Genomic DNA, 12,505 nt, shown 5'->3' with positions numbered 1-12,505 from the left:
CGCCCCCGCGATCCGTCGCATCGGCGCTTTTCAGTGCGAATGCCGGTGGTGGATGTCGGGATAGTGCGCGTGCGTGTGCGTGATCGGCAGGTGGCGATGCGGATGCGCATGCGGCTCCCGTCCATCCCACGCGAAGTCGTGTTCGTGCTGGTGGTGCGCGTCGTGCGAATGACTGTGATGGTGCTCGATGGGCTCGTGGGTGTGCGGATGCGCATGGCGCTCGCGCAGATGCAGCGCGACGCCCGCGGCCATCAGCAGCGCGGCCGGCCAGAACGTCACGCCGGGCCACGCCGGCCACAGCAGCAGCGACAGCGCGACGCCGATCAGCGGCGCGACCGAGAAATACGCGCCGGTGCGCGCGCTGCCCAGGTTGCGCAGCGCGACGACGAACAGCACGAGGCTCACGCCGTAGCCGGCGAAGCCCGTCACCAGCGCGGCGGCGGCCACGCCCGCGCCGGGCAGCGGCGCGCCGAGCGCCGCCGCGATCGACAGATTGACGACGCCCGCCGTGAGCCCCTTGATGCAGGCGATGACGACCGCATCGTGGGTCGACACCTTGCGCGTCAGGTTGTTGTCGATCGCCCAGCATGCGCAGGCGCCCGCCACCAGCAGGGCGCCCGCCGTCAGGCCGCCCGGGCCGGGCTGCCAGGACAGCAGCGCGCCGCCCGCGACGATCGCGAGCATGCCGAGCAGGATCTGCCCGTCGACGTTCTCGCGGAACACGATCCAGGCGATCAGCGCTGTGAACACGCCTTCCAGATTCAGCAGCAGCGCGCTCGTCGCGGCGGGCGTGGCGGCGAGCCCGAGCATCAGCAGCGCCGGCCCGGCGACGCCGCCCGCCGCGATCGCGGCCGCGAGCCACGGCCATTCGGCGCGCGGAATGCGGGCCGCGCCCGCGGGCGGCCGGCGCAGCAGCGTCACGATCGCGAGACCGAGGCCGCTGCCGAGGTAGAACAGCCCCGCGACCATGAACGGCGACAGGCTGCCGAGCAAGGCTTTCGCGAGTGGCGTCGTGGCGCCGAACAGCGCGGCGGCGAGGAGGGCGGTGAACGCGGCGGCGTGCGGGCGGCCGGTACGCATGGACACGAACGGCGGAGGATCAGGGGGCGATGTCGAACGGGCCCGGGTCGATGCCCAGCTCGCCGGCGAGGTGGGCGACGAGCGCGCGCAACTGCGCCAGCTCGGCCGCGAGACGGTTCTGCTCGGCCTTCAGCGCCTCGAATTCGGACGGCGAGACCGCGCCGTCCTCGGCCGCGGCGAAGGACGCGGCCCGCGCCGGCGCGTCGTCGATCGCGACCTCGCCGCACAGCAGGTGCGCCCAGCGGCTCTCGCGCTCGCCCGGCATGCGCGGCAGCTTGACCGCGAGCGCGGGCGCGCGCTCGGCCAATTCCTCCAGGAACGCCTCGACCGAGGAGATATCCGCGAAGTTGTGCAGGCGCGCGCTGTTCAGGCGCAGCTCGGCGGCCGTCTGCGGGCCGCGCAGCAGCAGGACCGTCAAGAGCGCGGCGGCCTGCGTCGGGATGCCCAGCACGCGGTTCAGGTTGTGCTCGAAGCGCGGCACGCGGCTGCTGCTGCCTTCCGCGACGAGGCTCAGGCGCTTCAGGCCGTCGATCACGGTGAGGATCTCGGCCTCGGTCGCGTTCATCACCGGCGCGCGCGCGGTTTTCTGATTGCAGCCGGCGGCAAGCGCGTTCAGCGACAGCGGGTAGGTGTCGGGCACGGTGTGCTGCTTTTCGACCAGGACCCCGAGCACGCGGGCTTCGAGGGCGGTCAGCGCGCGCAGCGCGGGGCGGGAGGGCATGTCGGGCGTGGCATTCATCGGCGTGGCATCACAGTGAGCGGCGAATCGGGGGCGGCGCGGGGCGGCCCGCGCGTCGCCTCAGATGATAGCCGGCCCGGCGCGCTTGGGCGAGCCTGTCGGCCGCGTTTACCTACACTGTGACGCAGCTTCATGGTGAAGCGACGGGAGCGCGCGATGAAGGAAGGGACGGATGGGCGGGACGCGGCGCCCGACGGCACCGCGGTGCGGGTGGCGTTGTGGCGGGCCATGCATGTGCTGGGCGACCCGCCGCCGCACGTGTTCGACGATACGCTCGGGCTGCGCCTGGTCGAGCCGGAGGGCGACTGGCGCAGCCGGCCCGACGTCGGCGCCGACGGGATCCGCGGCTATCGCGCCTCGATCGTCGCGCGCGCGCGTTTCATCGAGGACCAGATCGAAGCGGCCGCGGCGGCGGGCGTCGCGCAGTACGTGATCCTCGGCGCGGGGCTCGATACGTTCGCGCAGCGCCGGCCGGAACTGGCCGCCCGGCTGCGCGTGTTCGAGATCGATCGCCCCGGGCCGCAGGCCTGGAAGCGGCGGCGGCTCGACGAGACCGGGCTCGGCGGCGCGCCCGGGCTGCGCTTCGTGCCCGTCGACTTCGAGGCGGGGGCGTCGTGGTGGGCGGCGCTCGCGGCCGCGGGCTTCGACCCCGCGCAGCCGGCCGTGGTGGCGTCGACGGGCGTGTCGATGTACCTGACCCGGGACGCGAACCGCGCGACGCTGGAACAGCTTGCTTCGCTCGCGCCGGGCTCGACGCTCGCGATGACCTTCATCGTGCCGCTCGATCTCGTCGCTCCCGCGGAGCGCGCGCAGCACGAGGCCATGTACGCGCGTGCGCGGGCTTCGGGCACGCCGTTCCAGAGCCTGTTCCGCCCCGAGGAGATCGTCGCGCTCGCGCGCGAGGCCGGGTTCGCGCGGGCGCGCCACTTCGCGACGGCCGACCTGGCGCAGCGCTATTTCTCGGGGCGCAGCGACGGGCTGACGCCGGCCGGCGGCGAGATGTTCCTGGTGGCGGAGGCGTAGTCAGGGGCAGGGCGCCCCCGGCTGCGCCGGGTCGCGGGATCGGCGGAACGGCTCAGGCTGCGTGCGCGTCGGCCTCCGCGCCCGACGCGGCGCGCAGCGCGCGCAGCACGCGCGCCGGCGTGAACGGCACTTCGCGCAGGCGCACGCCGGCGGCGTCGAACACGGCGTTCGCGACCGCGGCCGCGCTCGGCACCGATGCCGATTCGCCCGCGCCCATCGGCGGCGCGTCCGGGCGTTCGAGCAGCAGCGCGTCGATCTCGGGCACCTCGTCGAAGCGCAGGAGCGGATAGGCGCCCCAGTCGAGGGACGTCGCGCCCGCGCCGTCGAAGCTCACGGCTTCCTTCAGGATCCGGCTGAGCGACTGGATCACGTTGCCGTGGACCTGATGCCGGACGCCGTCCGGATTGATCATCTGGCCGCAGTCGTGCGCCACGCAGACCTTCGTCACGCGGATCCGGCCGGTTTCGCGGTCGACCTCGACGTCGCAGACCCACGCGGCCCAGGCCGCGCCGTAGCCGGGAAACTTGCTGTGGAAGTAGCGCGCATAGGCCATCCCGCGGCCGCGCAGGATCCGCTGGTCCGCCGGCGCCGGCGTGCGGTGCGCGGGGCCGTCCACCCACCGCGCGCGCGCCTTCAGCGCGTCGAGCAGCGCGATCGCGCGCGGATCCTGCAGATAGCGCAGCCGATAGGCGATCGGATCTGCGCCGGCGCGCTGCGCGGCCTCGTCGATCCAGCACTCGTGCGCGAACACGTTCGGCAGGGCCGATACGCCGCGCAGCCAGGACGCGCGCACGATCGGCGCGGCATCGAGCGCGACGACCCGCAGCGCCGGGTACGTGTATTGCGGGATCGCGGTGCGGTCGCCCATCTGCTCGACGATGGCGTCGTTCGGGGCGACGCCCGTCAGCACGAGCGGCAGCGTCGTCGCGTTGTTGGACGGATAGCAGGTCTTGAGTTCGTAGGCGGCGACCGCGTGCGCCGCATCGAGCGCGCCGCGCACGCGGATCAGCTGGGCGGTGCCTTTCGGCTCCCAGCCTGCTTCCTGGTCCCGCATCAGTTGCACGCGCACCGGCCGGCCGACCGCCTGCGACAGCAGCGCGGCGTCGGCGCTCACGTCGTCCGCGCAATTGCGGCCGTAGCAGCCGGACGCTTCCAGGCGCGTCACCTGGACCTGCCCGGCGGGCCGGCCGAGCAGGCGCGCGAGGTCGAGGCGCAACGCGTGCGGATTCTGCGTGCCCGACCAGATCTCCGCACGCGTGGCGTTCACGTCGGCCACCGCGCACGACGGGCCGATCGACCCATGCATCTGGTACGGCCACACATAATCGGCGTCGAGCCGCTGCGCGCCGGCCGCGAGCGTCGCGTCGAAGCCGGGTGTTTCATGCAGCGGGCGCGGCTGGGACGGATGCGCAAGCAGCGCCTGATGCAATTGATCCGGCGCGAGGTCGGGCAGGCCGCGCCAGTCGCGCCAGCGCACCGTCAACGCGCGCATCGCGGCGATCGCCTGTTCCTCGCGCTGCGCGACCACGCCGACGAAATCGCCCTTGACCACCACCTCGACGACGCCCGGCAGCTGCGCGATGGAGGTCCGGTCGACGCCGAGCAGGGCGCGGCCGAGCGGCGCGCTGCTGTCCGCGCCCGCATAGGGCGGCCGGATCACGCGGCCATGCAGCATGCCGGGCAGCCGCACGTCGTGCACGTAGACCGGCGCGGCGCGCACCTTCGCCGGGATGTCGACGCGCGGCACGCTCGCGCCGACATAGCGGCGGCGCGCGGGTGTCGCGACGGGCGGATCGTCCGGCGCGAGCGGCACGTGCAGGTCCTCGCCGCGCACCAGCTCGCCATAGCCCGCGCGCTGAGCGGGATGGTCGCGCGGATACGCGTAGCCGTCGTCGAGCGAGAGCGCCTCGACGGGAAGGGCGAAGCGTCGCGCGGCGCGCTCCGCGAGCAAGGCGCGCACCTGCATGGCCGCGCGGCGCAGCGGGACCGCGCTGACCTGGAGGGTCGCGCTGGCGATCGTCGGCCCCTGGTCCGGCGTGCGGCGGGTGTCGCCGAGCACCATCGTCACCTGCGCGAACGCGACGCGCAGTTCGTCGGCGACGATCTGCGCGAGCGCGGTGCGTACGCCGGTGCCGAGATCGACGTGGCCGCTGAACGCGGTGATCGTGCCGTCGGCGCCGATCGCGATGAAGCTGTCGACGCGATCCGGCGAGGGGCCGGGCGCGGTCGGCCCGGCGTCGCTCGCGGACGCCGCGCGCGGCGCGAGCGGCAGCGCGCAGCTCACGATCAGCAGGCCGCCGGCTTTCAGCAGGCGGCGACGGGTGGCCTCGAAGCGGTTCATTGCGCGCGCTCCTTCAGCAGGGTGCGCGCGTGTTCGGCGGCGTCGAGGATCTCGACGTGCGCGCCGCAGCGGCACAGGTTGCCGTTCAGCTCGCTGACGATGTCGTCGCGGCTCGCATCCGGCTCGCGGGCGAACAGCGCCGCCAGCGTCATGATCATGCCGTTCGAGCAGTAGCCGCACTGCATGGCCTGCCGGTCGACGAACGCCTGCTGGACCGGATGCAGCCGTTCACCGTCCGACAGCCCTTCGAGCGTCGTGACCTGCCGGCCGCGCACCGCCGCGAGCGGCATCACGCAGGCGCGCGTGGCGACGCCGTCGAGCAGGACCGTGCATGCGCCGCATTGGGCGAGGCCGCAGCCGAACTTCGGCCCGTTCAGCCCGAGATCGTTGCGCAAGGCGTAGAGCAGCGGCGTGGCGCCGTCCGGGGTGTCGAGCCGCACCTCGCGGCCGTTGATGTGAAACGCGATCGACGATGACATCGGAATACCTTGTATTGAGTGTTGTTTTAATCGGTAGGCGCGTGGCGACGCGTGGCCGGTTCGTCGGGCCGAGAGGCTAGGTCGTGGCGGCGCGGGGTGGATTATTTCATGCGCGGGGGCGGACGGGGGCGACGGCGACGCGGCGTCGCATGGGGCGGCGAGCGCGCGTCGCGGGGAAACGCAGGATGGCGGCCGCGCGGGCGGATCGAGGTGCGTTTTTCAGGGCGGCGAGGTGCTCGCGCGTGCGGCGGTCGTCGGGACGCACGGACACCTTGCATGTGCCGCCGGGCGTCGCGTCGTATCGATCGGGCGGTGCCGGGCGTGCGGGCCGGATGAGCGGGGGCGTTGGCGGCCGCGCGCGCGACGCACGGTGCGAACGCCCTCGGTTTCAGCGCATCGGATTCAGATATTCCACAGCTTCGCGGTATCGAGGAGGCGCGCGCGCAGCGCCTCGATCTCCCGATCGAGCGTGATCGACAGCGATACGAAGCCGGACAGCCGCGCGGGCGTGTCGTCGGGCGCTGCGCCGGCGGGCGGGATCGCCGCCGGCTGGAGCCGGCCGAGCGCGCCGAATTTCAGCGCGCGTCCGGCGCCCACCAGCATCGCGCGGATGCGCCGGCTGTCGTTCGCGAGCGTGTCGACGGCGTAGGTTCGCCCGGCGAGGTCGTCCGACGCCGGTTGCGCGCCGGACAGCATTTCCAGCGTGCTGATGCAGCGGCGCAGCCCGCGCTGGATCGCTTCGAGCTGGGCGAGCGACATCCCGGTCTCCTTCGCGACCGACGGCATCAGCGAACGCAATTGCACGAGCAGCGAGCTGATGCGGGCCATGTCCTTCAGGTGCGCGGCGTCGTCGACCGGTTGCGCCGCGGCGATGCGCGCATAGACGGCGGAGCAGCCGCGCAGCGCGTCGGCGAGCGCGTAGCGCCACGAATAGGTGGCGTAGAGCGGCAGTGCGAAGGAAAACGCGAGCGCGATCGCGATGCCGACGAGCACGTTGACCGCGCGCCACAACCCGTCCGCGATCTCGTTGTCGCCATGTCCGGCGACGATCACCATCGTGATCGCGGACAGCAGCGCGATATAGCCGGCCTTGCCGATCGCGTGATACGCGCACAGCCCGCAGGCGATCGCCATCAGCAGCGGGGTGAGCAGCGACCAGCCGGAGGCGGATTGCAGCACGATCAGCGACAGCCCGGCCGCCGCGCCGATCACGGTGCCGAGCGCGCGCTCGGCGGCCTTCTTGCGGATGTTGCCGTGATGTTGCAGGCCGCCGATCACGATCAGCACGGTGATGCTGGCCCATTCGCCGTGTGGCATGCGCAGTGCGCTCGTCAGCGCGATCGAGACCAGCACGCTCAACGCGACGCGGGCGGCGTGGATCAGCTTCGCGTGGCGATAGCGGCGATACGGGTCGAGCAGCGGCCGCAGGGCGGCGCGCCAGAAGGGAAGCGTGGACGGCATCATGATCTCGGACGGGCGGCAAGGAAATTCGCAGCACGAATTTTCTCACAGGCGGAACCGGCCGCCGGGCGCGCGCCGCGAGGCGGCCTATTCGAAGGCGGGAAACCCCGCGCGGCCTTGCGTGAGGTCGAGCAGGGCCGCGCGCGCCGCGTCCTGCGCCGTGGCCGGCAAGGTGATCACGAGCCGCACCGTCATCGTGTAGGCGGAGTCGACGAGCGTATAGCCTTCCTGCTCGATCCAGCGTCGTATGCGCGCCTCGTCGGGGTAGCCGAGTTCGATCGCGAGCCGCGCGAGCGTGATCCGCTCGATCCGCTCCGCGTTCAGCAGCGCGGCGGCGATCGCGTCGGTGTAGGCGCGCACGAGGCCGCCCGCGCCGAGCTTCACGCCGCCGTAGTAGCGCACCACCGCCGCGAGCACGCCGTCCAGGTCGTGATGGCGCAGCACTTCGAGGATCGGCCGGCCCGCGGTGCCCGACGGCTCGCCGTCGTCGGACATGCCGGACTGGCCGCCCGCGAGCAGCGCCCAGCAGACATGGGTCGCCGTCGGATGCTCGGCGCGCAGGCGTTGCAGTTCCGCCATCGCGGCGTCGCGGTCGGCGACGGGCAGCGCGTAGGCGATGAAGCGGCTCTTGCGGATCTCGAGTTCCCGGGTGTAGGAGGTGGCAAGCGAGTAGGTCATGGTCCGGGGGACAGGGGAAGAAAATCGACGCAGCGCGTCGGCGGCGCGGTTGCCCGACGTGGACGCGCGTGAGCATCGGACGACGCGACGCGATTTTACCGTGGCGTGTATCGAGGCACGCCGGTGCCGTGTCGCGGCGGGGGGCGCGCGTGGCTCGGGCATGCCGGAATCAATCTTCCGGAAGATTGATTCCATTGACGAATATCCTGTGTGAAGCGCGGGTGATCGCGTCGTTTTCGATGCTTCCCGGTTGGACGCAAGCCTTTGCGCCGCCGCGACCCGGCTCAGGTCAGGCCGGCTTCGACTCGGGCCGCCCTGGCAGATTGCGCGCCGTGGCCAGCAAGGTGGCGCAGAGCGTTTCCTCGCCGTCCCGGCACGAATACACGCGCGCTTCCGCGACGGTCATCAGCTTGCCGGCATCGATCACGTAGCCGCGCGCGCGCAGCATCGTGCCGTTGGCCGGACCGACGATCTTGAGCGTGCAGTCGATCGTGGCGTTGACCCAGCCCGGCGGCAGCAGCGTGCCCGCCGCCGAGACCGCCGCGAAGTCGGCCGCCGCGAAGATCGGCGTGGCCTGCAATTGCCCGGGCCGGAAGCTCAGACTGTCCTGGTACGGCAGCGTCAATTCCACCTCGCCCGGCTCGATCCGGATGAAGCGCAACTGCAATGTCTGCGCGGCCGGCATCGACATCACCAGCGCTTCGATCGGGTGGACGAGCGTTTCGCTTTGGGGGGACATGCCAGGTTCCTTTTCCTGCCGGTCGAGCCGGCAGGTCGACGGTGGGTGACGGGCGCGATTCACGCGTGCGCATCGGCGCTTACGTCGCGCAGCGTATCGGCGAGGAAGCGGCGCTGGGTTTCGCGACGACGGATCTTGCCGCTGGAGGTGAGCGGGACGCTGCCGGGTGCGACGAAGCGCACGGCATGCAGGGACACCTCGAATTCCTGCAGCACCGCCGCGCGGACCGCGGCCGTGGCGCGCAGCCGGTCGAAATGGCGTCGCTGTTCCCGCGCCACCTCGATCACGAGGCCGATCCGATCCGCGTCCAGCGGGAAGGCCGCGGCCTCGCCGAGGCCCGCATACGCGCGCTGCGCGGCCCGTTCGAGGTCCTGCGGATAGAGGTTGCGCCCACGCACGATCAGCAGATCCTTGCGCCGGCCGGTCACGTAGACTTCGCCCGACTCGTCCACGAACCCGAGATCCCCCGTGCGCAGGTGCGGGCGCGCGTCGGGATCGCCGTCGATCACGGCGTGGAAGGTCTCGGCCGACGCGGCCGGGTTGTTCCAGTAGCCCGTGGGCACGTGCGGGCCGCGCACCCAGATCTCGCCGATGCGCCCGGGCGTCAGCGCCCGGCGGGTATCGGGATCGACGATCGCGACTTCGCTGCCCGAGACGGGCGCGCCGCAGCCGACCAGCGTGCGCGTGTCGTCGTCCGAGCGGGGCGGCGTGATCCGGCCTTGCTCCAGCGCCGACCGGCTGGCATCGAGCAGCACCGGCCGGGGGCGGCTGCCGCCGCAACTCACCACCAGCGTGGCTTCGGCGAGGCCGTAGCAGGGATAGGCGCTGCGGCCGTCGTACCCGAGCGCGGCGAAGGCGGCGTGGAAGCGCGCGAGCGTGTCGGCGCGCACCGGCTCGGCGCTGCTGAACGCGACCTTCCAGCACGACAGGTCGAGCGGTTCCGCGAGGATGCGCGCGGCGCGTTCGATGCACAGATCGTAGGCGAAGTTGGAGCCGCCGCTCGAATGCGCGCGGTAATGCGAGATGGCCCGCAGCCACAGCCACGGCGCCTGCGCCATCTGGGCCGGCGACATCAGCACGCAGCGCCCACCGAGATAGAACGGTTCCAGCAGGTTCGCGATCAGGCCCATGTCGTGATAGAGCGGCGTCCAGCCGACGTAGCACGCACCCCAGGGATTGTGGATGGCCAGGCGCTGCATCTCGAGATTGGCGAACAGGTTGGCCTGCGAAACCATGACGCCCTTCGGCGTGGAGGTGGATCCCGATGTGTATTGCAGGAAGGCCAGCGGCGCATCGATCGGCGCCGCGCCGATACCCGACGCACCGGCGCCCGACGCACCGGCGCCCGACGCACCGGCGCCCGACGCACCGGCGCCCGACGCACCGGCGCCCGACGCATCGGCGCCCGACGCGTCCGCAGCGAGCGCCGAGCCGACGGCTGTTTCGACGACCGGCAACGCGCGCAGCGCCTCGACGTCGCCCAGCGCGTCGCGCACGGCCGCCGCCTGTCCCGTCGTGCACAGCAGCAGCGCCGGCGCGCAATCGCTCGCGACCGCGATGGCCGCGTCGCGCATGCGGCCCCGGCGCGCGGGCACCACCGGGACGGGCACCATGCCCGCGCGATGGCAGGCGAAGAACGCCACGACGAACGCGAGCCCCGGTTCGAACATCAGCAGGATGCGCGCGGCGGGCGCGGCCTGCGCGAGCAGCATGCGCGCCAGGCCGCGGCTCGCCGATGCGAGCTGCGCATAACTGAGACGCTCCTGCTCCACGTTCTCCGCGCCGAGGAACAGAAACGCTTCGGCGTCGGGCTGCTGCGCGGCCCAGTGGCTGACCAGCGCGTTGAGCGTGGCATGCGCGGGCGGGAGCGGCGTCAGTTCACGCATTGCGGCGCTCCGTGCGGATGCGCGGCGCGGATCCCGGCCAGCGCGTCCTGCAGCCGCTGCCGCACCCGCAGCAGTCCCTCGGCCGTGAAGAAGTGCGTACCGGGCATGGCTGCCTGCTCGAAGCCCGCGCCCGCGAGCGCGCGCCACGCGTTCAGTTCGTGCAGCGGCACGATCGGATCGTCGTGTCCGTGCAGGGCGAGCAGCGGCATCGGCAGCGGGGCGTCCGGCGCTTCCTGGTATTCGTCGGACAGGCGCAGGTCCGCGCGCATGATGGGCAGGAACAGGTCGCGCCACTTCGCGCTCGCGAGCAGCGGCTGCGCCATGCCGCCGAGCGCGCGCAGCGCCTCGATCAGCGCCGCCTCGGGGAGGTTCCAGAGCGCCTCGCCGCGCAGCGGCGCGGTGGGCGCGCGCCGGCCCGACACGGCGAGCAGGGCCGGGCCGGCGTGGCCGTGCGCGAGCAGCGCGCGCGTGAGCCGGTAGGCCACCAGCGCGCCGAGACTGTGGCCGTAGAAGGCATAGGGCGTGTCCGTCTCATGCTGATCGAGGAACGCGCGCAGCAGCGGCGGCATCAGGGCCTCGACCTCGGTGAACGGCAGCGGCTCGGGCGCGCCCGGCCGGCCCGGCAGCTCGACGAAGCGCAGCCGCGAACCGGCGGGCCAGGTCGTGCACCAGCCGTTGTACGACGCCGCGCTGCCGCCGGCGTGATGGAAGCAGTACAGCACCGGAGAATGCGGGGCGGCGGCATTGTCCGGCGCCGTCACGATCCACTTATTCGCCATCGACGCCCCTGGCGGCGAGCGTCTCGTCCGCTTCGGCCAGCGCGGCGAGAAGGCGGCCGCGCAGCGCGGCCGGGCCGCGCAGGATCAGGCTCTCGGATTGCCAGGTGACGCCGGTCGGATCGAGATCCCAGGCCGGATAGCGCGCGAGCAGCATGTGCAGCGCGCGCTCGGCCTGCAGGCGGGCCAGCTGGCCGCCCAGGCAGGCATGCAGGCCGTAGCCGAAGCCGACGTGGGGCGCGCCCGTGCGCAGGCAATCGAAGACGTCGGCGCGCTCGAACACGTCCTCGTCGCGATTGGCCGCGCCCATGCAGGCGAGGATCTGTTCGCCCGCCGCGATCGCGATGCCGTTCACCTCGGTGGCGGTGCGTGCGACGCGCTTGGTGAACTGCAAGGGCGTGTCGTAGCGAATGCTCTCCTCGACCGCGCGCTCGACGAGTTCAGGCCGTTCCCGCAACAGCGCGAGCTGCCGCGGATGCCGGACGAGCGCGAGCACGACATTGCCGATCAGCGATTGCGTGGTCTCGGTGCCGGCCACGTAGAACATGACGCACGCGAACGCGACTTCCTCGTGCGACAGCCGGTCGTCGTCCGCGCGCGCGGCCACGAGGTCGCGCACCACGCCTTCGTGCGCGGCGGCCGGGCCGTCGGCATGCGCGGAGAAGAAGTCGATCAGCCAGGCCAGCGATTCGGCGGCGCGCACGTAGTCGCGCCGTCCCATCATGCCCGGATCCAGCAGCAGGCGGACGTTGTGCACGTGATGCGCGATGTCGGCGCGATGCGTCGCCTCCACGCGCATCCAGCGGCACAGCACGTGCACGGGCAGCGGCCGCGCGAGGGCGGCGATCAGGTCGGCCGGTGCGCCGTCGTCGAAGGCGCGCAGGCAGGCGGCGATCTCATCGTCGATCAGGGGCGCGAGCCGCGCGACCGCGCGCGGCGTGTAGGCCTGGTTGACCAGCCGTCGCAGGCGTACATGCGCGGGATTGTCGGTGAACACGATCGAACTGCGGATGAAGCGATCGATCTGATCCAGGCGCTCGACGCGCAGCCTGGACGCCATGCGCTGGATGGTGTCCGGGATCAGCGCGACGCTCAGGTCGCGATGCTTGAGCACGGCCAGCACGTCGTCGTAGCGTGTGAGGATGCGCGTGCCCAGCGCCTGGAGACGGGGCGCTTCGCGACGCATCCGGGCGTAGGTCGGATACGGATCCTGGACGAAGTCGGGATGCGTCGGATTGAACTTGAACGCGGGCGCAGTGGCGGTTGCAGTCGCGGGCTGACGGGATTCCATGCGGGTCTCCGT

At 72.3% G+C, this 12,505-nt stretch carries 11 protein-coding genes; 1 reads left to right on the top strand and 10 read right to left on the bottom strand.

The features are described from left to right. Window positions 1-30: 30 nt before the first annotated feature. Both Bsp3421_RS11920 and Bsp3421_RS11915 read right to left on the bottom strand, forming a co-directional pair. A complete protein-coding gene (locus Bsp3421_RS11920; protein WP_443111436.1) occupies window positions 31-1,086 on the bottom strand; it encodes a DMT family transporter in 1,056 nt (351 codons plus the stop codon). 13 nt (window positions 1,087-1,099) lie between these two features. After that, window positions 1,100-1,819 carry a YceH family protein gene (locus tag Bsp3421_RS11915; RefSeq protein WP_273996165.1) on the bottom strand — a complete coding sequence of 240 codons (720 nt, stop codon included), beginning with the start codon at window positions 1,817-1,819 and terminating at the stop codon, window positions 1,100-1,102. A 132-nt stretch (window positions 1,820-1,951) separates the two neighbouring features. Here Bsp3421_RS11915 and Bsp3421_RS11910 point away from each other — a divergent pair, with 132 nt between their 5' ends. Further along, window positions 1,952-2,842, top strand: coding sequence for a class I SAM-dependent methyltransferase (locus tag Bsp3421_RS11910; protein ID WP_273996164.1), 891 nt, complete (start codon window positions 1,952-1,954; stop codon window positions 2,840-2,842). A 52-nt stretch (window positions 2,843-2,894) separates the two neighbouring features. Here Bsp3421_RS11910 and Bsp3421_RS11905 read toward each other — a convergent pair whose 3' ends face one another. The 8 genes from Bsp3421_RS11905 to Bsp3421_RS11870 form a co-directional block, all read right to left on the bottom strand. Continuing rightward, on the bottom strand, window positions 2,895-5,183 hold the full coding sequence (locus Bsp3421_RS11905; protein WP_273996163.1) for a xanthine dehydrogenase family protein molybdopterin-binding subunit: 2,289 nt from the start codon (window positions 5,181-5,183) through the stop codon (window positions 2,895-2,897). Further along, a complete protein-coding gene (locus Bsp3421_RS11900) occupies window positions 5,180-5,662 on the bottom strand; it encodes a (2Fe-2S)-binding protein (RefSeq protein WP_273996162.1) in 483 nt (160 codons plus the stop codon). The genes Bsp3421_RS11905 and Bsp3421_RS11900 overlap by 4 nt, the downstream gene beginning before the upstream one ends. Window positions 5,663-6,064: 402 nt before the next feature. Then, the gene (locus Bsp3421_RS11895) at window positions 6,065-7,126 is read right to left on the bottom strand and encodes an FUSC family protein (RefSeq protein WP_443111435.1); all 1,062 of its coding nucleotides are present in this window, start codon (window positions 7,124-7,126) and stop codon (window positions 6,065-6,067) included. Window positions 7,127-7,210: 84 nt separating this feature from the next. Beyond that, window positions 7,211-7,801 (bottom strand): IMPACT family protein, encoded by a 591-nt coding sequence (locus Bsp3421_RS11890; protein WP_273996160.1) that lies wholly within the window; start codon window positions 7,799-7,801, stop codon window positions 7,211-7,213. Window positions 7,802-8,090: 289 nt separating this feature from the next. Beyond that, window positions 8,091-8,540 (bottom strand): PaaI family thioesterase, encoded by a 450-nt coding sequence (locus tag Bsp3421_RS11885; RefSeq protein WP_273996159.1) that lies wholly within the window; start codon window positions 8,538-8,540, stop codon window positions 8,091-8,093. A 59-nt stretch (window positions 8,541-8,599) separates the two neighbouring features. Beyond that, entirely contained in the window at window positions 8,600-10,426 is a 1,827-nt protein-coding gene (locus Bsp3421_RS11880) for a fatty acyl-AMP ligase (protein WP_273996158.1), read from the bottom strand. Continuing rightward, window positions 10,414-11,205, bottom strand: a complete 792-nt coding sequence (locus Bsp3421_RS11875) for a thioesterase II family protein (protein WP_273996156.1) — start codon at window positions 11,203-11,205, stop codon at window positions 10,414-10,416. Before Bsp3421_RS11875 ends, Bsp3421_RS11880 begins: the two co-directional genes overlap by 13 nt. Beyond that, a complete protein-coding gene (locus Bsp3421_RS11870; RefSeq protein ID WP_273996155.1) occupies window positions 11,195-12,493 on the bottom strand; it encodes a cytochrome P450 in 1,299 nt (432 codons plus the stop codon). The genes Bsp3421_RS11875 and Bsp3421_RS11870 overlap by 11 nt, the downstream gene beginning before the upstream one ends. Between the last annotated feature and the right edge of the window lie 12 nt (window positions 12,494-12,505).

This window comes from Burkholderia sp. FERM BP-3421, from assembly GCF_028657905.1.
GTDB lineage: Bacteria > Pseudomonadota > Gammaproteobacteria > Burkholderiales > Burkholderiaceae > Burkholderia.
The sequence above is the reverse complement of the archived record's forward strand: the minus strand, read 5'-3'. Positions and strand labels throughout refer to the sequence as shown.